We start from the raw sequence: 19,330 nt of genomic DNA, 5'->3' as shown, positions 1-19,330 counted from the left end.
AAGCACATCCGAAGGCACTTTAAAAAGAAAACTCCACTTTGACCATTCCTGCAAAGACATTATCGTTATCGCTGTTTCCAAGAGGATTTACAACGTACTGAACGTCTGGAGTGATTGCAAAGTTCTCTGAAATCTGAACTCTGTAGTAACCCTCAAAGTGGTACTCAGTATCGTCATTTTCTAACTTATCGTTCGGGATAAGAGCGGCTATACCAAGTCCCAACGTGTCATCAGGTCTTGAAGGAATTAGTCCGTTTATGCTTGCACCAAAGGAGTAAAACTGTTCAACTTCATAGACTTCATCGTTTGCAAAAGCCGCCCTTGCAAAAATGCCAACGTTCTCTGTAAGTTTCTGATCAAGGGAAATTCCAACTCCCCAACCCTCATCAGTTGATGGCTTTATAGCAGGATTGTCTATTGGTTGTCCAACTTTTATGTGATCAGCGGAATCATTCCAGAAGTAGATACGGTAATTTCCGGGAAGTCCATTAATCTCTGGTGAATACTTCAGCTGAACTGCATAGAATGGGTTGTCAAACACATTGTCGTAAAGGCTTTTTTCGTTAACAACCCACTCTGTTCCATCCCAGGAGATACCTGTTTGCTCGTTACTCTGAACAACTGCTGCAATCTCAAACTGTTCTGTAGGAGAAAATACAACACCAATAAGAGGAGCAAACTGGAATTCACCGTCAATTATAGGGTTATTCACAAAAGGTTTCCCTACAAACTGTGAATATTCGTCGTTTGCAAACTCGTTATCGTCAATAAAGACCGGAGGTTCTGTCTTACCGATGGATAGTAAGAGTTTTCCATCCAAGAACTCATGTGTATAGTAAGCTTCAAGAAGCTTAAATGTTGCTTCATTTTCTGGATTGTCGTCAGCAAGGGTGTTGAGGTTGGCAAAAGCTTCTATCTCGTCTGCTCCAGTTCCCTCTCCACCGTGGAGTCTCATGTAGAATTCGCCATTCTCTGAAGGCTTAAACGTTAGCTTTAAATCTGCAACGTATCCAACTCCAGAGGGGTTTGAAAACTCTTTTCCATTAATTTTGTCAGCTGCTGCTCCCTGGTAATATCCAACAACTCCGCCGTGGAGCTCAAATGACTCAAGTTTTTGTTTCTTTTCAAGCTGCTCAATCCGCTGTTTGAGGAGTTCCAGCTCCTGTTTGAAAGCTTCATCGTCTGCTAATGCTGGTAAAGAGCTAAAAAACAGTGCTGCTGTCACCATTCCAAGCGCTTTTCTCATCTATTACCTCCTTTTTCGTCTTGTACGTTGCGCTCCTCCTCTCATATCGTTAGTATATACTAATTTAGTTAGTATTTACAGACAGTCAAGGTAATACCTGGAAGTCATGGTTAATCCAATTAGTATTACTATTATACCAAATTTGACTACTAAATAATTTTTTTCTAAAATAACGGTAAGATAAAATCTGCTTCGAGGAGGAGGTTCATGAGAAAAACGCTATTTACTTTGGCAACATTACTGGCAATGTCCACTACTGCACAAGCTCATTTTGTAGTTCTAAAACCCAGTTCAGACATTGTAGAAGGAAACAAAAGGGTAATAAAACTTGAAACAAGATTTACCCATCCAATGGAAGGTGGCCCCAATATGGAATACAAAATCGTTGATAGCGGTGCCTATCTAAACGGTAAGAAATACAAAGTTGACTGGAAAGAGCATCTCATTCCTGCTATGAAGGGGAACGACAAAAAAGTTCCCATGTATACAGCAACATTTAAAATCAGAAGACCGGGGGTTTACCAGTTTTATGTTGATCCAACCCCATACTTTGAACCTGCAGAAGGAAAGTTTATAAAACAGATAACAAAGGTTTACGTTGAAGCCTTTGGACTTGAGGATGGATGGGATGAACCAATAGGTCTAAAGGCAGAAATCGTTCCGCTTACGAGACCTTTTGGCATCTGGGAAGGTAACACCTTTAGAGGCAGAGTCTTTATAAATGGTAAACCTGCAGCGAACATTGACGTTGAAGTCGAGTATCTCAATACTAAGGGTGTAAAAGTTCCAGCAGATCCATTCGTTACGCAGGTTATAAAGACAGACGAAAATGGATACTTTGAGTACACAATCCCTTGGGCTGGTTGGTGGGGATTTTCGGCAATTGGCGAAGGAGGTATGAAGAAACATAAGGATGGAAAAAAATATCCAGTGGAACTTGATGCTGTTATCTGGGTAAAAGCATATCCTAAGCCTCGTGAGGTAAAGTAAAATGCACATATCTGAAGGTGTACTGCCTGGGTGGTTGCTCATAAGTGGCTGGGGATTAACAGCTATCGGAACCTACTTGGGATTGAGAAAGCTTGACAATAGAGAAATTCCTTTAGCGGCTCTTCTCGCCGCTACTTTCTTTGTAGCTTCTTTAATCCACGTTCCCATAGGACCAGCAAGCGTTCATCTGGTTCTAAACGGTCTTGCAGGAATTCTCCTTGGATGGACAGCATTTCCCGTGATATTGGTTGGACTGTTTCTTCAGGCAATGCTGTTTCAATTTGGTGGTATTACCGTTCTGGGCGTAAACACGTTCAACATGGCGTTTCCAGCGGTAATTGCCTACTATCTATGTAAAGGGTTGATAAAGAAAAGAGATGCCAAAAGTTTAGTCGTGGCAGGTGTAATCGCTGCTTTCGTAGCTATTATGGGATCTGGCATTTTAGTTGCGGCTGAACTTCTCTTTGTAGGAGAAGCCTTTAAAAAGACTGCAGAACTGGTGATATTAGCCCATCTCCCCGTTGCCATTGTGGAGTCTATCGTAAACGTTTTTGTCCTTCTCTTTCTTAAAAAGTCAGCTTCCGAAATCTTGGAGGGAATCAAATGAAAAAGCTCATAATAATTCTCATTACCATACTTTTTTCTGTACCAGCACTTGCCCACAAAGTATCTGCATTTTTAGATGTTGAAGGAAACAAGGTCACAGTTATCTCCTATTTCAATGATGGAACTCCTATAAAGAACGGTAAAGTAGAAGTTTACGATGAAAAAACGGGCAAACTCATTTTAACGGGCAGAACAAACAACGAAGGAGAGTTCTCTTTTAGTGTTAAAAAACCTTCGGATTACAAGGTAGTTGTAGTTGCAGAACTTGGTCATAAGGCTACTGCTGAAGTAAAAGCATCGGAGTTTAGTGAAAATCCTGAAAACGTAGAAGATACAGAGAAAAGTGAAACTTCTCAAGAAACTTTACAAAAAGCCCAATCCGTTCAGGTCACAGATTCAACCATTAATACAGAAGAGCTAAGAAAAATCATCAGGGAAGAGTTAAAGGCACAGCTTAAGCCTATTCATCAGAAACTTTTAAACACTGAAAAGAACCTTTCAAAAGTCTCTTTCAATGACATTTTTGCAGGTATTGGCTGGATTCTTGGCATTTTTGGTGCAGCAGCTTTAGTTTACTCAAGGAAACAAAATGGAAAATAGGTCATCTCAAGGACAGACACTTCTACACAAGATTGACCCAAGGGTAAAAATTCTCATCTTTTTTCTCTTTGCGTGGGGAATTGCCCTCACGTCTGATTTTAAAGAAGCCCTCCTTTTTACACCATTTGTGGCTATTCTGCTAATGGTAACAGGCAAAAACGTCCTAAAAGCACTTAAACCCCTGCTTTTTGCAAATACTTTTCTGATTTTTATTGTCTTGAGCATGATTTTTACTTATGAAAGTCCAAATATGATTCATTTTGGTTTCTTATCGCTATCTGTAGACGGTTTAAAGTATGGTCTTTTCCTATTTTTAAAGTCAAACGAAATATTAGTTTTAATGCTTTTGCTTCTCTCTACGTCATCTGTTTTTTCCATTTTCCACGCACTTCACCATCTAAAACTTCCAGAGCAACTTACTCAAATGTTGTTTTTTACCTACAGATACATTCACACTATAAAAGATGAATACGATACAATGATGAAGGCTGTCAAATGCAGGGGATTTAAACCCAGAACCTCTATTTTTACTTATAAAACCTTTGCCTATATATTGGGAAATCTTCTCGTAAGAAGCTACAGAAAAGCAGACAGGGTCTATAAGGCAATGCTCTGCAGGGGATTTAGAGGAACATTCCCCGTTTACACCCACTTTTCTCTTTCTATCAGGGATATAATATTTGTCGTCTTGAGCACAATGTTTTTCTTGGCGGTTGAGCTGTGGAGATTCTGAAAGTTGAAAACTTAAGTGTTAAAATCGGAGATAGGTATATCCTTAGAGAAGTTAATTTTTCCATCTCTGATGGTGAAAAAATTTTTATTGTAGGACCAAACGGAGCAGGAAAAACTACACTTATTGAAACCATAATGGGATTTGTAAAACCGGAATCAGGAAGTATTTACTTATTTGGTGAAAAAGTTCATACAGAAAACGATTTCTACAAGCTAAGAACAACAATCGGCTATATTTTTCAAAATCCTGACGATCAGTTATTTTCCCCAACAGTTGAAGAAGAATTGGCTTTTGGCCCTCTGAATCTTGGACTCAATAGGAAAGAAATTGAAAGAAGAATAGAAACTGTCTTAAAAAACTTAGGCATTGAACATCTTAGAAAAAGGTATACTCATCAGCTATCGGGTGGAGAGAAAAGGATTGTTTCAATAGCTTCCGTCCTTACTATGGAGCCTAAATGCTTAGTTATGGACGAACCATCAACAGGACTTGACGAGGAAAAGTTCTCCCATCTTGTCAGCTTTCTGAAAAACACGAATAAATCGATTATTGTAGTTACCCACGACAAAGAACTTATTGAAAAACTCAACTGGAAAATCTATAGAATGAAAAATGGCCAGCTTGTCAAAGCTTAACCAATTACTCTTCTCCAAAAAGTTCCCTAATCAGCCTTTCCCACTCCTCTTTGCACTCTTTTCCCTCGCAATTGTCAAGAGGTATTATAGAAGCCTTTTCTATAACTTCCCTTTCAACGTATATTGGAGCATTTACTCTTACTGCAAGGTTTATGGCATCGCTGGGTCTTGAATCAATTCTCAAAATCTCTCCATCATGTCTTTTCACTTCAATCACAGCGAAATAGATACCCTTATCAAAGTCATTGATAATAACTCTTTCTACACTTCCACCAAAGGCAGAAATAACCTCTCTTAACAAATCATAAGGAAAAGGTCTTGGTGGAACAGCGCCAAGGAGTTCAGTTTCAAGGAGTTCCGCCTCCCAGTTTCCCACCCAGATTGGAACAGCAAACCTCTCCTCGTCGTTTCCAAGGATTATGATGGGCATCCCGCTAAATCTGTCCTGAGTAATACCTATTACAGATACCTCTACCATGGCTTTACCCCTTAAACTTTTGCTTTCTGTAAAACTTTCCCTTTCAGGAAGAAAGGAGAAGTTTCTGTTATTTCAATGTCAACAAATTTTCCAATTAAACTTTCATCTCCATCGAAAACAACCAACTTGTTATCTCTCGTTCTTCCAGAGAGCTCTTTTCCTTTAGGACTCCAGCCTTCCACAAGTACTTCCTCTACCCCACCAAGTCTTTTTTTGTTTTTCTCTTCAGCTTGAGTTTTGAGAAGGTTCTGGAGCTCCTGAAGTCTTCTGTTCTTTTCTTCTTTTGGAACATCATCTTTGAAAGTGGAAGCTTTAGTAAAAGGTCTTGGCGAATATTCAAAAACAAATCCCTGGTCAAAAACGCAAGTTTCCACAAGTGAAAGAGTTTCTTCAAAATCTTCTACAGTTTCCGTAGGAAATCCAACAATAAAGTCTCCAGAAAGGGCAACTTCTGGAACTTCTTCTTTAAGCATCATCACCTTTTCAATATACTCCTCCCTCGTATAACCTCTGTTCATTTTTTCTAAGATTCTGTTTGAACCACTTTGGGGCGGTAGGTGAACATACGGACAGACCTTTTCTATATTCCTCATAGCTTCAACTATCTTTCTGCTAAAACCACAAGGATGTGAAGTCGTAAATCTAATTCTTTCAATACCCTCAACTTCTGAAACTATGTAGAGAAGGTCTGCAAGGTCTGTCCCCTCATAGTTGTAGAAATCAACATTTTGACCAAGGAGATGAATCTCTTTTACTCCCCTTTCTGCAAGTCTTTTTACTTCTTGAACAACGAGCTCGGGTTTTACACTCCTTTCTCTTCCTCTTGTAAATGGAACGATACAGTAGGTACAGAACCTGTTACAACCTCTTTGAACTGTAACGTAGGCAACGTAAGGATTTTCAAGATAGCTGTCTATTAACGGAACTCTATCTTCCTCAGGGATCTTAGAGTTTAAAACTTCAACAACTCTTTCCTTTTTTGCCCTTTCAATTAGTTCGTCAATTTTCATAAAGTTAAACGTTCCGAAGACAAGATCAACGTGTTCAAATCTGAGTATTGAGTTTCTCTCTTTTTGAGGAACACATCCACCAACGGCAATAATAGTATCCGGTCTTTCTTTCTTTATCCTCTTCAGATTCCCGATAAAGCTGTAAGCCTTGTTATCTGGCTTTGCCCTAACTGAACAGGTGTTAACAATGATTACATCTGCCTCTTCTGGAGACTCGGCTTTCTCGTAACCGAGGCCTCTCAAAATACCCGCCATCTTTTCAGAATCGTTAACGTTCATCTGACAGCCAAAGGTCTTTATGTAGAACTTCTTCATCTGTCTCCTGCAAGAGTGTTTGGTTTAAATCTAAGCTTAAAACAAGTAATCCTTCAATCTTCCATACAAAATCTATTCTCAATTACACGGATGTGGTATCGTCACACCCTTTGGATAAACTAAGATTTCTACCCTTCTGTTGAGAGACCTTCCCTCAGGAGTGTTGTTTGGAGCTATCGGTTTCTTAGGTCCACAGCCGAAGATGAGAACTCTCGTAGGATCAACACCGTTCAAAACAAGCTCATTCTTAACACTTTCAGCTCTCTTTTCAGAAAGTTTAACGTTGTAATCAAAAGAACCTGTGCTATCGGTAAATCCAGCAACAACAATTACATTATCAGGATTTTGAGAAAGTGTTCTTGCAAGTCTTCTTAGTGTTTCTCTTGCTTCCGGTTTTAACTGATAACTGTTGAGGTCAAAAAGGAGAGAATCTTTCAGGACAACTCTTACTCTATTTGGTTCTTTTACAACAGCAACAGGTTTGCTTTCTGTAATAGGAGCTCCTGTAACTTGTGGAGCTTCTGGATTGGTATTGTCAATCGGTTTAACTCCAAGATCTTCTCCCATCTGTTTTGCCTGCTGGTCAAGAATGTAACCGATGGTTCCACCTATTATGGCACCTGCTACTGCTCCAATTAAAACTCTCTCTCCCTTATTGGCACCCTTAGGACCTGTTGCAGCTCCTAGAACTCCTCCAGCAACAGCTCCAATAGCAGCACCTGTGACTGTTTTACTAGTTTGCCCCTGCTGTGTGGTTACACAACCTCCAAGAAGAAGTGCCGATACGGTAAATAATGCTAAAATCTTTCTCATAATTACTCCCTTCAAAACATTCTTCTCTGAATTTAAAACCTTAATGGGAGGATATCAATGAACGTCAAAGAGATAGCAAAAACAGCAAAAGAAGTTAGCTACAAATTAATCGATCTTTCAACGGAAATTAAGGACAGAACATTGAAAAAAGCGGCAGAACTAATAAAAGAAAAACAGGATTTAATTGAGAAAGAAAATCAGAAAGACCTCATTGCTGGAGAGGAAAAGGGACTTTCAAAAGCAATGCTCGATAGACTTCTTCTCAACGAAAAAAGAATTAATGGAATGATCCAGGTTCTCCAGGATGTTGCTTCTTTAAATGATCCAGTTGGTGAAGTTATAAAGATGTGGAAGAGACCCAACGGTCTTAAAATTGGAAAGATGAGAGTTCCACTTGGGGTTGTTGGAATTATCTACGAATCAAGACCCAACGTAACAGTTGAAGCTGCTTCTCTCTGTATAAAGAGCTCTAATGCCGTTATCTTGAAAGGTGGCTCTGAAGCCATAAACTCAAACAGAGTTCTTGTAAACATCCTGAAAGAAGCAGCAGCTTCAGAGGGCTTTCCAGAAGAAGCAATTCAATTCATCGACACAACAGACCGCTCTGCAGTCAAAGAAATGCTTCAGCTTGATGAATACATAGATGTAATCATCCCAAGAGGTGGAGAGGGACTCATCAGGTTCGTTGCAGAAAATGCAAGAATGCCAGTAATCAAACACTACAAAGGTGTCTGCCACGTCTTTGTAGATGAGTTTGCAGACCTTGAGAAAGCATGGAATATCTGCTTCAATGCAAAGGTTCAGAGACCTGGTGTCTGTAATGCAATGGAGACAATGCTGGTTCATTCAGCAATTGCCGATGCATTCCTTCCAACGATGATTGATATGTTCAAAAAAGTCAAGGTAGAACTGAGGGGCTGTGAGAAAACACGCAGCTACGATCCAGACTACATTAAACCCGCAACAGAGGATGACTGGTACGCTGAATATCTCGACCTTATCCTTGCAGTCAAAGTTGTTGACTCTCTTGATGAAGCTATTGACCACATTAACACTTACGGTTCCCACCACAGCGATGCAATCGTTACGGAAAACTACACAAACGGAATGAAGTTTCTAAACAGAGTTGATTCAGCAGCAGTCTATATAAATGCTTCCACAAGATTTACAGACGGTAACGTCTTCGGACTTGGTGCAGAGATGGGAATTTCAACCGATAAAGTTCATGTTAGAGGTCCAATGGGACTTGAGGATCTAACAATTCCTAAGTACATCATCTTTGGAGATGGACAGATTAGGGAATAAAACCTTCTCCCGCCCTCTGGCGGGAGCTTTTAAAGGCTTTTTAGGAGCGAAATTTTGATTACAAAACCTGAAGTTGGAACTTTCTTTTTTTGGTTTTTCTTTGTTGTTACAATTGTATGGACACTTGTAGCGATCTTTCAAAAAATGTGGGAGTTGTGGAGAGGGAAGAGGAAAAGTTGAAAGCCCTTTTTGGAGGAAGTTTTAACCCTGTTCATGTTGGTCATCTTATAGTTGCAAGGGATATTCTTGAGACTTTCGGATTTGAAGAAATTATTTTCGTTCCAGCATACCTGCAGCCTTTAAAGGATAAACTTTTCCTGCCTCCAGAGCTCCGTCTGGAGCTTCTTAAAGCTTCAATAGAAGGAGAAAAAGGATTTTCCGCTTGGGATTATGAAATTAAAAAAAGGGGAATCTCCTATACAGTAGACACATTAAGGGAATTCTGGAAAATCCATGGAGAGAAGCCTGTTTTCATAATGGGAGCGGACTCGTTTGAATCGTTTCACCGCTGGAAAGAGCCAATAGAGATTTTGAAATTAACAAAGATTATTGTTGTTAAAAGACCTGGATATAAAATCAATGTCAATGGAATTGCTCAAAAAATCGGATATCCAATTAAGTTTTCAGAAGTTAGCAAAGGAGAACCCATTGATAGCAACATATTTAGCGAAATAGACGTCCTCATCTATAGCGGCAGACTGATAGAAATTAGTTCAACAGAAATCAGAAATCGGTTGAAATCGGGCAAAAGCATACGGTATTTTCTCACAGACAAATCTGAGGAAATTTTAAGGAGGTGGCAGGAAAATGCCTTTCAGAAAGATGTTTAACAAAATGACTCTCAGGGATATTCCACCAGTAGAACTTGAAGGAAAGAAGGTCTTCGTAAGGGTTGACTTTAACGTTCCCATTGAAAACGGTGTTATCCAAAATGACAAAAGAATTAGAGCAGCACTTCCAACCATCAACTACCTGATAGACCACAAAGCAAAAGTTATCCTCTGTTCCCACCTTGATAGACCAAAGGGGTGGGATCCAAAGCTTACTTTAAAGCCTGTTGCAGATAGGCTTTCAAGACTTCTTGAAAAAGAGGTTAAGTTCATTTCAGATTGTGTCGGTGAAGAGGTTGAATGGGAAATTGATAACCTTAAAGATGGTGAAGTTGCACTACTTGAAAACGTGAGGTTTTACAAAGAAGAGACAAAGAACGATCCTGAGTTTGCCAAAAAACTTGCAAGACTTGCAGACATCTACGTAAACGATGCCTTTGGAACTGCCCACAGAAAACACGCCTCAACTTATGGAATTGCCCAATATGTAGAAGTTGCAGTTGCAGGATTCTTACTTGAGAAAGAGATAAAGTATCTCCAGAAAGCTCTCGACAATCCAGAGAGACCTCTCGTTCTGATAATTGGAGGTTCAAAGGTATCTGGAAAGCTTGAGGTAATAGAAAATCTTCTGAAAATTGTCGATAAGATGCTCGTTGGTGGTGGAATGGCCTACACGTTCCTGAAAGCTGCTGGATATAACGTTGGAAAATCCCTTGTTGAAGAAGAGCTTCTTGACACTGCAAGAGAGATAATGGAAAAAGCCAATAAAAATGGTATCAAGTTTTACTTACCTGTTGACAGCAACAACGCTGATGAATTTTCTCCTACAGCCCATGCAAAATTAACAACCTACAAAGAAATTCCAGACGACATGATGGGACTCGATATTGGTCCTGCAACTGTAGAACTCTTCAAAGAAGCCCTCTCAGACGCTAAGACTATCCTCTGGAATGGTCCAATGGGAGTTTTTGAATTTGAAAAGTTTAGCTATGGAACTATGGAAGTAGGAAAAATTGTAGCTTCCCATAACGAAGCTCTGAGAATTGTTGGTGGTGGAGATAGCGTTGCAGCTATTGAAATGCTCGGTCTTGAACATCAAATAGATCACGTCTCAACCGGCGGTGGTGCGTTCCTTGAGTTTCTCGCAGGTAAGCAACTCCCCGGCGTTATGGCTCTAACAGACAAAGAGTAATTTTTTCTGTCCCCCTTAAGGGGGACTTTCCGTTTTAATAAATAATAAGATTTACTCCTCTGCTCCTCAAATAAGGAATCTCCTCCTGTTTATCCACACAATCAATCAGAAACCAATCCCTCTTTTCCGTCGAGACCAAAAGTCCCGGAACTTCAAATTTCGAACGTTCACCATCACTTCCTGGTGGCTCTACAACAACGAGATTCACCCGTTTGTGAACAACAGGAATCAACGAAAAGATTTTCTCCACATCACGAATAAAATCTCCAGAAAGCACTACAACCTTATATCCTTCAAGCTCCAGTTTTACCTTTTCTTCTGGATCAACAAAATCAAAAGCCACAAACAGATGATTTTCAGGAAATTCAACTCCTGAATCCTTGAGCACCCCTTTTTCCCCAATAACAATTCTCACCAACTCTGCAATTTTTTCAATCCCACCACCAGAGAGAATCCTTAGTTCTCCTTCCTTTCCTTCAAGTTCCTCTCCCTCTGGTTGTAAAACTTCTACACCATAGGTTTTTAATAGGTTCACAAGAACAACAGGAGTATCTCTTTTTAGGTTTATAACTATTCTGTTTCCAGTGGAAACGTTATAACTTAAATAATCATACTTATAGATTAATACATCTTTCATTCCCAGAACGAGTTCTCCATTTTTCTCAACAATTCCAAAGTTTAAGTTGATTATGTCTTCCAGTAAGTTTTTTAACTCTCCTGGCTTTATTACTCTTATTCCAATAGCTCCAAGCTCTTCCTTCAACTCCCTATTCAAGCTATCGGTGAAATCGAGAATGTACTCTTCACCGTTAATAGAAATTTTTGGATTTTTTCTAAAGTCCACTCTTCCACTCTTAAGGAATATAGCACCACTTTTATCTATTTTTCCCCCGAGCATACGGATTGCAGGTAAAAAACTCTCTATCTTCTTAGGTATTCCCTGCGAGGAATCTCTCATACCAACAGGTAGTTTGAGTTTCTGTCCCGCATAGATAAGATTGGGATTCTTTATTCTGTTTACATCCACTATAGCATCCATCATAGTTGGAGGTAATTTGAATTTCCTCATTATTCCTGAAAGGGTATCTCCATGTTTTACTTTATAAACAATAAAACTGTGATTATTTACCTCTTTTGGATCTTTGTGTTTGACAATCTTAATCTCGTAAACTTTCGAAAAAGCAGCTTCCGTCAAAAGAAAAAAAATCAAGACAAAGAGCTTAACCATCTTTTCATATCCTCTAAAGCTCTTTCTGCGAGATATTTTCTCCTTTCCTTTTTGTTTCTAATCTTTTTCTCTGGTGGCGGAAGAAGACCAAAGTTTGCATTCATCGGCTGGAAAGTTTTAGGATCAGCTGTAGTGATGTATTTTAACAGAGCTCCAATCATTGTAGTCTCTGGTGGATAAACCAACTCTTTTCCCTCATTAAGCCTTGCAGCATTCAAACCTGCAATGATTCCGGTTGCTGCTGACTCTGGATACCCTTCAACTCCCGTTATCTGTCCGGCAAAAAAGACCTTTGGGTTTTTCCTGAGCTGAAGAGTTCTTAAAAGAAGTTTAGGAGAGTTTATAAACGTATTCCTGTGAATACTTCCAAACCTTGCAAACTCAGCGTTTTCGAGTCCTGGAATCAACCTGAAAACCCTCTTCTGTTCAGGGTACTTAAGCTTTGTCTGGAATCCAACAAGGTTCAGAAGAGTTCCCTCCTTGTTCTCTTTCCTTAGTTGAACGACTGCAAATGGCCTCTTTCCTGTTCTTGGGTCTATTAGCCCCACAGGTTTTAGAGGACCAAAAAGGAGAGTCTGCTTTCCCCTCTCTGCCATTTCCTCTATCGGCATACATCCTTCAAAGTAACAGGCTCTTTCAAAATCCTTTAGAGGTACTTTCTCGGCTTCCATGAGGGCGTTATAAAACCTTTCGTATTCTTCTTCAGTCATTGGACAGTTGAGGTAGTCGTCTCCTCTTTTACCGTACCTTGAACCCCAAAAACACTTGGAGTAGTCAATTGTGTCTGCATAGACTATTGGAGAGATTGCATCGTAGAAGTGGAGTTCCTCCTCTCCAAGATAGTTTCTCAGGTATTCAGAGAACTTATTAGAAGTCAGTGGTCCCGTTGCAACGATTGTTATTCCCTCTTCTGGAAGTTCTGTTACCTCTTCTCTGATAACCTCTATGTTTGGGTGTCTCTCTATCTTTTCAGTTATGTACTCTGCAAACTTTTCTCTGTCAACAGCTAAAGCTCCTCCGGCAGGAACTTTTGTTTTCTTTGCAGCTTCAACTACTACAGAGCCAAGGAGTTCCATCTCAGCCTTTAAGAGACCTCTGGGAGTTGTTACGTCCTTCCCTCCAAGAGTATTACTACAGACAAGTTCTGCAAAAAGATCTGTCTTGTGTGCTGGAGTAAACTTTTCAGGTCTCATTTCAAAGAGTCTAACCTTATGACCTTTCTCAGCAGCTCTATAAGCAGCCTCAACTCCAGCAAGACCTGCACCGATTACGTTTATGATCTCTTTCACTTTTCCACCTTCTGAATTAAATTTCTCAATCAAATTTAGGTCAGGGAGTAAACTTTGAATAGAATTTTAAGAGATTTAGAAAAGCTAAAAACTCTTGTTTCAAATATCAGAGGGCAGGGAAAGAAAATAGTATTCACCAACGGATGTTTTGACATAATCCATGCAGGCCATGTTGACTACCTTGAAAAGACAAAATCTTTTGGAGATATTCTGATTGTTGGAATGAACAGCGACTCCTCAATAAGAAGAATAAAAGGAGAAAAAAGACCCATTGTTCCCGAAGATTACAGAGCAAGAGTCCTGATAGGCTTAAAAGCCGTTGATTACGTTTTCATCTTTGAGGACGACACACCTTACGAGGTCATCAAAGCAGTTAAACCGGACGTTTTAGTTAAAGGAGCAGACTGGCCACTGGAAAAAATCGTTGGAAGAGAGTTTGCGAAAAAAGTCGAAAGAATTCCTTTTAGATATGACATATCAACAAGCAAGATTATTGAAAAGGTAATTTCTCTCTATTCTAAATAGAAAACCGTTATTCTGATTGCGCTTTGCCTTTCCCCCCTTTATCCCATTTGCAAAGGGGGAAGCCCCCCCTTACCAATAAACTAATGACTGAATTAAGGGTTTACCTTTCTTACAAGTTTTAAGATCAATGCTTTCTGTGTATGGAGCCTGTTCTCTGCCTGATCCCAGACAATTGACCTATCACTTTCAATGATCTCGTCCGTTACCTCTTCTCCCCTATGGGCAGGAAGACAGTGCATAAAGAGAAAATCTGGTTTCGCATGTTCAACGAGTTCTCTATTTACTTGATAAGGCATAAATATTTCTTTTCTCTTATCAGCCTCTTCTTCCTGTCCCATACTTGCCCACACATCCGTGTAGATAACATCTGCATCTTTTACAGCTTCTATTGGGTCGTGGGTTACAACTATTTCAGCTCCAGTATCCTTTGCAATCTCCTTTGCCTTTTCAACGTACTCTGGAAGAGGTTCAAAACCTTCTGGGGTTGCAGCGTAAAATCTCATTCCCATATAGGCTGCACCTATCAGCCAGGAATTACACATGTTATTTCCATCACCCACATAGGCAACCTTTAAACCTCTAAGGTTTCTTCTGTACTCCCAGATCGTAAAGAGATCTGCAAGAACCTGACAGGGATGTTCTTCATCTGTAAGAGCATTGATAACCGGAATATCAGAGTACCTTGCCAGCTCCTCAACTCTCTCTTGACCGTAAGTCCTGATCACTATCAGATCAACGTATCTTGAGAGAACCCTGGCTGTGTCCTTTATGGGTTCACCCCTTCCAAGTTGAGATCCTCTTGCATCCATATAGACACCGTGACCACCAAGTTGATAAACTCCCACTTCAAAGGAAACCCTTGTCCTTGTCGATGGCTTTTCAAAAATGAGAGCTGCCGTAAAACCTTCCAGTGGTCTATAGAGCTCCCCCTTCTTCTGTTTCTCCTTCAAAAATGCACTGAGTGAAAAAATGTTTTCTATAAAAAGCCTGTCTGCATTAAGCATTGATATGAAGTCCTTCATTCTCTCTCTCCCCGCAGTTTTTCGAGAAATATTTTGTACTGATTTTGTAAAAATTTAATTTTTTCCTCGTTCTGTGCAATTTTCTCTAAGAGCTCCACCGTCTTTCTTTCCACTTTGACAATCTCTGCCTCAATCTCCTCAATCCTAAAAATTATCTGTTTTAGAAAAAAATAGAGTTTTACGGAAAACAGGAAAAGGACCAGTATGGCTATAAAAATCAATAAGAGAAGAAACTGAACCACTCTACTATCCTCCCCTTTGAGATTTTATCCTTAAAGGTTTCTCCTTCCCCTTGCGAAAGAGAACTAATTGTAACTTCCCCTGAAGGTAAAAAAACCAGAATAGATAAATATCGTTCTGAACTCTCTTTTGCTAAAAATCCTACAGCCTCTAAGCTTTTACTCGAAATGCAGAACCTCGAGTTAATCTCCGAAGAAACAACCTTACCGGGCAATATCATGTATTCCAGTTCTTTCCCAGCTGGTAGCTCTATTTCCTCTTCTCCCACTTGTATGGCATTCTTTTTAAAATCTGCACATAGCTCAATCGCCTCAGAAAAACTAAAAAGAGAACTCATTGCTGTTTTCAATCTGTTCTCAAAATTCTCTTGAGAACCACTACCAAAGTTAACAAAAGCAGGAAACGTAACTACCGCTGCCAGTGATATTATCAGGAGAACAATTACAAGCTCTAAGAGAGAAAATCCTTTCTTCATCTTACCTTCCCGCAGTTGAAAATTCCTCCCTTAAGGAATAGTTAACTATGTATCGATTTCAACACGGTTAGATGTAACTATTACCTTTCCTTCAACACAATATCTCTTGACAGGACATTCTTCCAATTTTGGTCTCTCTCCATTTTTCCTGTAGTGACACCCGTATTTACTCAGCAACCAAAGAGGTCTGAACATTTCTATGGGAACTATACCTGAATTCTTCAATCCCTCTTCCCACACTTTTATAACCCTTTTCCTTATTGTGTCATTCATTCCCTTCGAAGAATACCTCCCCGTTATACAACCTGTTGTAAAAGTTGCTCTTGCAATATGAACGTCAACCGGAATTGGAAGCTTGTGCAAGTTCCTAAATGGTAGAGCCGTTTTATCCTTTAGACTTCTTATCCAATGGGGAAAGACCTTTATTCCCGAAAGACTGGGAAAGTGTTCTTTCTTTTCTCCTGCTATAAAGTCCTTAAACATTTTCCCCACATCATAATCGTAGGTCTCAAAAAGCCGCTTTATACTTCCCCCATAGTATTCATGGAGGGCTTTTGATATTTTAAACCAGATCTCTGAATCCTTTTCTTTTTTCATAGCAAGCTTATGCTTGCTAAGAGCAGACCTTAAATTTTCCTTTCCTTGTTCCATAACTTTTTCCGGATGGAAAACCCATTTAACTTCTTCATCCTGAATGGTAAGTACGGAACTCTTCCAGAGTTTCTCGGCATTTCTCATGTAGTCAAGAGCTGTTGTCAAAGTTATAAACCTCAGGAATTCTTCCTCTGTAAGGTACTTTTTAAGGGATTCAGCCGTATCATCAGGGAGCTCTTTCCTTCCAAAGATTCCACCCTTGTTAAGGGTTTCTATTAACTCTTCTGCTACTTTACTGGCTCTCCGAGGATTTAAAACAAGATTTACTTTCATTGTTTAAAACCCTTCCAATGAAAGTATTTGAAAATTCCCCTTATCTGAGGAAAGCACAGGGGAATTTCTAATCCCCTCCTTTATCTACTCCTCGTAAGAAAAGTTCAACATCCCCCCTTCCTAAAGGGGACACTGGGTTTCCTCTGAACTTCGTATTTTCCAAAGTATTTTTCAAATAGTATCACTCTTCTAATAGATTTAGACTATTGATTATAATATCATCGGTGGTAGGTTAATATCGTTTACCATTTTCCAGTTGCTTCTGGAGGTAACTTGGGTATTTTCAACTTTTTCAGAAGAAAAAGAACAGAAGAAGAAGAATTCAGCCGGGCTGTCGAAGCTAAAGACTACGTAACGATAGTCAAAGTGGGAAAAAGCCTCCTCCAGAAAAATCCCGATTCAGTGTCCATCATTAAATCTTACAGTGATGCTCTTATAAAGCTCGGAAAAAAAGAAGAAGCAATAAATCTTCTTCTTGAATTTGCAGAAAAGAAAACAAGAGAGGAATACTACGACATCGCCATTGCCATTTTGAAAAAAACCTTGAAAGTTGATCCCCTCAACATCAAGGCTTTAAAACTTCTTGTTTCTGCTTACCACAAAAAAGAACTATTCTATGAAGCGTTTAAAACACTCGAAGAAACTTACTGGCGATTTAAAGAAGCAGGTCTGCCAACTTCCAGCATAAAAGATCTCTTAGAGAGATTTATTCAGGATCAATTTCATCCTCTTTTCTACGAAAAATTTGCCGATATTCTCAAAGTAGAGGGCTATACTGAAGAAGCATTCACAAACTATGTGCTTGCTGGAAATCTCTATGTCAATCTTCATAACTACAGAGCAGCTCTAAGAGCATTTCTCAAAGCCCGAGAGATCAAGAAAATTGAAAATCTGGATAGACAAATTGCTGACGTTATTGCTAACAGCGATAAAGGACTGGAATTTGTCCTCAAATTAATCATCGATAACAGTTCTAATTTGGATTTCCTCAAGTTCTTGGTTGATACATTTAAAGCATCCAATAAACTGGATGCCTTTAAGCAAATAGTTAAAAACGTTCCAGATCCAAAGATTAAGTATTTCCTCTACGCACTTATAGACTTTGAACAGGGCGAAGTTGAAAGTGGTTCTGAATTTATGGAAAGACTCAAAATAGTCGATAGAGAAGCCTATGACAAACTACTTTCAATAATGACATTTAGACACCCGGAATACTCGAGACTCATTACAGAAGAAGTGGAATCGGCTCAAGTTTTACCAGAACCAGAAGAAATTCTCCATGTTCTGGATCAGGCCATCGATCTATCAGATATGGTTTCTCATTATGTGGAAGAAGTAAGAGAAGACAGAAAAGCCATTGATAGGGAAATAAAACAAATTGAGACAGACGGTATTAAGTACATATCAATGGCGGAAGCCATGATTGGACTTGGCAAATTTGATAAGGCCATCGAAAATGCCAAGGAAGCACTTAAACATGAAAACTCTTTCCTAAAAGCAGCAATTCTTATTACCACCGCTCTCAGACTCGAGGGTAAATTCAAAGAAGCAATTGACTTCTTAATGGGTATTCTTAACGACAGAAAATTAACAGAAGAACAGCAAGCAAAACTTAAACAGGCACTCGGAGAAGTTTATGAAGCAATGGGAGAAAAAGAACGAGCTCTTATCTGGTACAAAGAAGCCCATAGAATTTTGAAAGACCCGGATCTTAAGGAGAAAATCAATAAACTCGAAAAGGAAAGGGTCTCTTGAAGTTAATAAGTTCTCTTTACGTTCACGTTCCTTTCTGTAAAGAAAAATGTATTTACTGTGACTTTTACTCGATTCCTGACTTTTCGCTGGTTCCAAAGTATAAGAAAGCTATCTTTGCGGAACTTTCTCTCAGAGCTCCCGAGTTTGTCCAGTTTCCAACAGTCTATTTTGGGGGAGGAACTCCTTCCAGTCTGGAACCTGATTTCTTTCAATCAATTCTTTCACGAATTGGACAGTTCTCTGAAGTTACGGCTGAGATAAATCCTGAAGATGCAAATTATGATTACCTATCTGCTCTCAAAGAAGCAGGAGTAAACAGGATAAGCCTTGGAGTTCAAAGTTTCTCAGATAGGGTTCTGGAAAGACTGGGAAGGAGACAAAAAGCAGCCGATAACATTAAAGCTATTGAAACTGCACTTTCAGTTTTCGGTAATGTCTCAATAGATATCATTTATGGAGCTCCAGAACAGACTATCCTCGAACTGGAAAAAGATCTATCAACAGCTCTTTCCTTTCCAATAAAACATATCTCCCTCTACGCTCTTACCGTCTATGAAGAAACTCCTCTATATGAACTTACAGAGAAAGGAATAGTAAAACTTCCTGAAGATAGCGCTTTAAGTGAAATGTACTACTTTATAAGGGATTTCCTGATAGATAAAGGTTTCAAACACTATGAAATCTCAAACTTTGCAGTTTCAGGTTTTGAATCAAAACACAACCTTAACTACTGGCATCTGAAAAACTACATAGGAATTGGACCCTCTGCTGCATCTTACGTTGACAGAAAATACTGGAAAAATGTCAGCAATTTGAAGGCATTCACCAGCAAACTGAACAGAAACGAGCTCCCTGAAGAAGAAGTAATTATCTATTCAGAGGAAGAGGAAAAAGAAATAAAGTTGATAATGGGGTTGAGACTAATTAACGGAGTTGATTTAAGGGAAATTGGATTGCTTGAGAAGTTCAAAAAAGCTCTTGAAAAGAGCCAGAAGCTGAAACTCCTGATAGAAGAGAACTATCTAATTTTCAGAGAACCTGTCCTAAAGCTTGGCGAAAAAGGGCTGTTTGTTTCCAATGCAGTAATATCAGAGATTATCTCGGAAATCTTTTAAT

Annotated in this window: 21 protein-coding genes; 11 read left to right on the top strand and 10 right to left on the bottom strand. The window is 39.3% G+C overall.

The features are described from left to right. Positions 1–19 precede the first annotated feature (19 nt). Positions 20–1,246: a carbohydrate porin gene (locus ACYQ3A_RS05280; RefSeq protein ID WP_459896092.1), complete on the bottom strand. Its 1,227-nt coding sequence runs from the start codon at positions 1,244–1,246 to the stop codon at positions 20–22. 207 nt (positions 1,247–1,453) lie between these two features. Here ACYQ3A_RS05280 and ACYQ3A_RS05275 point away from each other — a divergent pair, with 207 nt between their 5' ends. Genes ACYQ3A_RS05275 through ACYQ3A_RS05255 form a run of 5 tightly spaced genes read left to right on the top strand, consistent with a single transcriptional unit; the run spans position 1,454 to position 4,810 of the window. Then, positions 1,454–2,236, top strand: a complete 783-nt coding sequence (locus tag ACYQ3A_RS05275) for a DUF4198 domain-containing protein (protein ID WP_459896091.1) — start codon at positions 1,454–1,456, stop codon at positions 2,234–2,236. A 1-nt stretch (position 2,237) separates the two neighbouring features. After that, positions 2,238–2,843, top strand: coding sequence for a cobalt transporter CbiM (gene cbiM / locus ACYQ3A_RS05270; RefSeq protein WP_459896089.1), 606 nt, complete (start codon positions 2,238–2,240; stop codon positions 2,841–2,843). After that, entirely contained in the window at positions 2,840–3,442 is a 603-nt protein-coding gene (locus ACYQ3A_RS05265; RefSeq protein WP_459896087.1) for a carboxypeptidase-like regulatory domain-containing protein, read from the top strand. Before cbiM ends, ACYQ3A_RS05265 begins: the two co-directional genes overlap by 4 nt. Then, the gene (gene cbiQ / locus ACYQ3A_RS05260; protein WP_459896086.1) at positions 3,432–4,175 is read left to right on the top strand and encodes a cobalt ECF transporter T component CbiQ; all 744 of its coding nucleotides are present in this window, start codon (positions 3,432–3,434) and stop codon (positions 4,173–4,175) included. Before ACYQ3A_RS05265 ends, cbiQ begins: the two co-directional genes overlap by 11 nt. Then, positions 4,163–4,810 (top strand): energy-coupling factor ABC transporter ATP-binding protein, encoded by a 648-nt coding sequence (locus tag ACYQ3A_RS05255; RefSeq protein ID WP_459896085.1) that lies wholly within the window; start codon positions 4,163–4,165, stop codon positions 4,808–4,810. The genes cbiQ and ACYQ3A_RS05255 overlap by 13 nt, the downstream gene beginning before the upstream one ends. A 4-nt stretch (positions 4,811–4,814) precedes the next feature. On the opposite strand, the gene ACYQ3A_RS05250 is transcribed toward ACYQ3A_RS05255, so the two are convergent. The 3 genes from ACYQ3A_RS05250 to ACYQ3A_RS05240 all read right to left on the bottom strand — a co-directional run bounded on the left by ACYQ3A_RS05250 (position 4,815) and on the right by ACYQ3A_RS05240 (position 7,426). After that, entirely contained in the window at positions 4,815–5,288 is a 474-nt protein-coding gene (locus tag ACYQ3A_RS05250; protein WP_459896084.1) for a bifunctional nuclease family protein, read from the bottom strand. Positions 5,289–5,299: 11 nt separating this feature from the next. Next, positions 5,300–6,613 carry a tRNA (N6-isopentenyl adenosine(37)-C2)-methylthiotransferase MiaB gene (gene miaB / locus ACYQ3A_RS05245; RefSeq protein WP_459896082.1) on the bottom strand — a complete coding sequence of 438 codons (1,314 nt, stop codon included), beginning with the start codon at positions 6,611–6,613 and terminating at the stop codon, positions 5,300–5,302. A 78-nt stretch (positions 6,614–6,691) separates the two neighbouring features. Then, complete coding sequence (locus ACYQ3A_RS05240) at positions 6,692–7,426, bottom strand: YiaD family glycine zipper/OmpA-like lipoprotein (RefSeq protein ID WP_459896080.1); 735 nt, start codon at positions 7,424–7,426, stop codon at positions 6,692–6,694. Positions 7,427–7,483: 57 nt separating this feature from the next. Between ACYQ3A_RS05240 and ACYQ3A_RS05235 the strand changes: the two genes are divergently transcribed. From ACYQ3A_RS05235 to ACYQ3A_RS05225, 3 genes are all read left to right on the top strand, one after another. Beyond that, a complete protein-coding gene (locus tag ACYQ3A_RS05235) occupies positions 7,484–8,731 on the top strand; it encodes a glutamate-5-semialdehyde dehydrogenase (protein ID WP_459896078.1) in 1,248 nt (415 codons plus the stop codon). A gap of 155 nt (positions 8,732–8,886) precedes the next feature. Beyond that, entirely contained in the window at positions 8,887–9,561 is a 675-nt protein-coding gene (gene nadD / locus ACYQ3A_RS05230) for a nicotinate (nicotinamide) nucleotide adenylyltransferase (protein WP_459896076.1), read from the top strand. Continuing rightward, the gene (locus tag ACYQ3A_RS05225) at positions 9,539–10,753 is read left to right on the top strand and encodes a phosphoglycerate kinase (protein WP_459896075.1); all 1,215 of its coding nucleotides are present in this window, start codon (positions 9,539–9,541) and stop codon (positions 10,751–10,753) included. The genes nadD and ACYQ3A_RS05225 overlap by 23 nt, the downstream gene beginning before the upstream one ends. 34 nt (positions 10,754–10,787) lie before the next feature. Here the strand turns inward: ACYQ3A_RS05225 and ACYQ3A_RS05220 are convergent, their stop codons facing one another. Both ACYQ3A_RS05220 and trmFO read right to left on the bottom strand, forming a co-directional pair. Beyond that, positions 10,788–11,981, bottom strand: coding sequence for a LysM peptidoglycan-binding domain-containing protein (locus ACYQ3A_RS05220; protein ID WP_459896074.1), 1,194 nt, complete (start codon positions 11,979–11,981; stop codon positions 10,788–10,790). Further along, the gene (gene trmFO, locus ACYQ3A_RS05215; protein ID WP_459896072.1) at positions 11,960–13,270 is read right to left on the bottom strand and encodes an FADH(2)-oxidizing methylenetetrahydrofolate--tRNA-(uracil(54)-C(5))-methyltransferase TrmFO; all 1,311 of its coding nucleotides are present in this window, start codon (positions 13,268–13,270) and stop codon (positions 11,960–11,962) included. Before trmFO ends, ACYQ3A_RS05220 begins: the two co-directional genes overlap by 22 nt. Positions 13,271–13,333: 63 nt before the next feature. Between trmFO and rfaE2 the strand changes: the two genes are divergently transcribed. Beyond that, positions 13,334–13,795: a D-glycero-beta-D-manno-heptose 1-phosphate adenylyltransferase gene (gene rfaE2 / locus ACYQ3A_RS05210; RefSeq protein ID WP_459897433.1), complete on the top strand. Its 462-nt coding sequence runs from the start codon at positions 13,334–13,336 to the stop codon at positions 13,793–13,795. Between the two features lie 92 nt (positions 13,796–13,887). On the opposite strand, the gene argF is transcribed toward rfaE2, so the two are convergent. From argF to ACYQ3A_RS05190, 4 genes are read right to left on the bottom strand one after another with little or no spacing between them, the layout of a single operon-like run. Then, positions 13,888–14,817 carry an ornithine carbamoyltransferase gene (gene argF / locus ACYQ3A_RS05205; protein WP_459896070.1) on the bottom strand — a complete coding sequence of 310 codons (930 nt, stop codon included), beginning with the start codon at positions 14,815–14,817 and terminating at the stop codon, positions 13,888–13,890. After that, positions 14,814–15,059: a hypothetical protein gene (locus ACYQ3A_RS05200; RefSeq protein ID WP_459896069.1), complete on the bottom strand. Its 246-nt coding sequence runs from the start codon at positions 15,057–15,059 to the stop codon at positions 14,814–14,816. Before ACYQ3A_RS05200 ends, argF begins: the two co-directional genes overlap by 4 nt. Next, a complete protein-coding gene (locus tag ACYQ3A_RS05195) occupies positions 15,035–15,532 on the bottom strand; it encodes a prepilin-type N-terminal cleavage/methylation domain-containing protein (RefSeq protein WP_459896068.1) in 498 nt (165 codons plus the stop codon). Before ACYQ3A_RS05195 ends, ACYQ3A_RS05200 begins: the two co-directional genes overlap by 25 nt. Positions 15,533–15,577: 45 nt before the next feature. Beyond that, positions 15,578–16,459, bottom strand: coding sequence for an N-glycosylase/DNA lyase (locus tag ACYQ3A_RS05190; RefSeq protein ID WP_459896067.1), 882 nt, complete (start codon positions 16,457–16,459; stop codon positions 15,578–15,580). Positions 16,460–16,732: 273 nt separating this feature from the next. On the opposite strand from ACYQ3A_RS05190, the gene ACYQ3A_RS05185 reads away from it, so the two are divergent. Beyond that, positions 16,733–18,214 (top strand): hypothetical protein, encoded by a 1,482-nt coding sequence (locus tag ACYQ3A_RS05185; RefSeq protein ID WP_459896066.1) that lies wholly within the window; start codon positions 16,733–16,735, stop codon positions 18,212–18,214. Continuing rightward, entirely contained in the window at positions 18,211–19,329 is a 1,119-nt protein-coding gene (hemW, locus tag ACYQ3A_RS05180; RefSeq protein ID WP_459896065.1) for a radical SAM family heme chaperone HemW, read from the top strand. The genes ACYQ3A_RS05185 and hemW overlap by 4 nt, the downstream gene beginning before the upstream one ends. Position 19,330: the final 1 nt, after the last annotated feature.

The sequence above is a fragment of the Desulfurobacterium crinifex genome (genome assembly GCF_054656775.1).
This window is presented reverse-complemented; position numbering and strand designations above follow the sequence as displayed.

Coding starts and splice junctions, on each gene's coding strand:
- miaB (WP_459896082.1), bottom strand. CDS start 6,613: ATGAAGAAGTTCTACATAAAGACCTTTGGCTGTCAGATGAACGTTAAC.
- ACYQ3A_RS05195 (WP_459896068.1), bottom strand. CDS start 15,532: ATGAAGAAAGGATTTTCTCTCTTAGAGCTTGTAATTGTTCTCCTGATA.
- cbiM (WP_459896089.1), top strand. CDS start 2,238: ATGCACATATCTGAAGGTGTACTGCCTGGGTGGTTGCTCATAAGTGGC.
- ACYQ3A_RS05235 (WP_459896078.1), top strand. CDS start 7,484: ATGAACGTCAAAGAGATAGCAAAAACAGCAAAAGAAGTTAGCTACAAA.
- ACYQ3A_RS05265 (WP_459896087.1), top strand. CDS start 2,840: ATGAAAAAGCTCATAATAATTCTCATTACCATACTTTTTTCTGTACCA.
- argF (WP_459896070.1), bottom strand. CDS start 14,817: ATGAAGGACTTCATATCAATGCTTAATGCAGACAGGCTTTTTATAGAA.
- ACYQ3A_RS05190 (WP_459896067.1), bottom strand. CDS start 16,459: ATGAAAGTAAATCTTGTTTTAAATCCTCGGAGAGCCAGTAAAGTAGCA.
- ACYQ3A_RS05275 (WP_459896091.1), top strand. CDS start 1,454: ATGAGAAAAACGCTATTTACTTTGGCAACATTACTGGCAATGTCCACT.
- ACYQ3A_RS05240 (WP_459896080.1), bottom strand. CDS start 7,426: ATGAGAAAGATTTTAGCATTATTTACCGTATCGGCACTTCTTCTTGGA.
- ACYQ3A_RS05250 (WP_459896084.1), bottom strand. CDS start 5,288: ATGGTAGAGGTATCTGTAATAGGTATTACTCAGGACAGATTTAGCGGG.
- cbiQ (WP_459896086.1), top strand. CDS start 3,432: ATGGAAAATAGGTCATCTCAAGGACAGACACTTCTACACAAGATTGAC.
- ACYQ3A_RS05220 (WP_459896074.1), bottom strand. CDS start 11,981: ATGGTTAAGCTCTTTGTCTTGATTTTTTTTCTTTTGACGGAAGCTGCT.
- ACYQ3A_RS05280 (WP_459896092.1), bottom strand. CDS start 1,246: ATGAGAAAAGCGCTTGGAATGGTGACAGCAGCACTGTTTTTTAGCTCT.
- ACYQ3A_RS05225 (WP_459896075.1), top strand. CDS start 9,539: ATGCCTTTCAGAAAGATGTTTAACAAAATGACTCTCAGGGATATTCCA.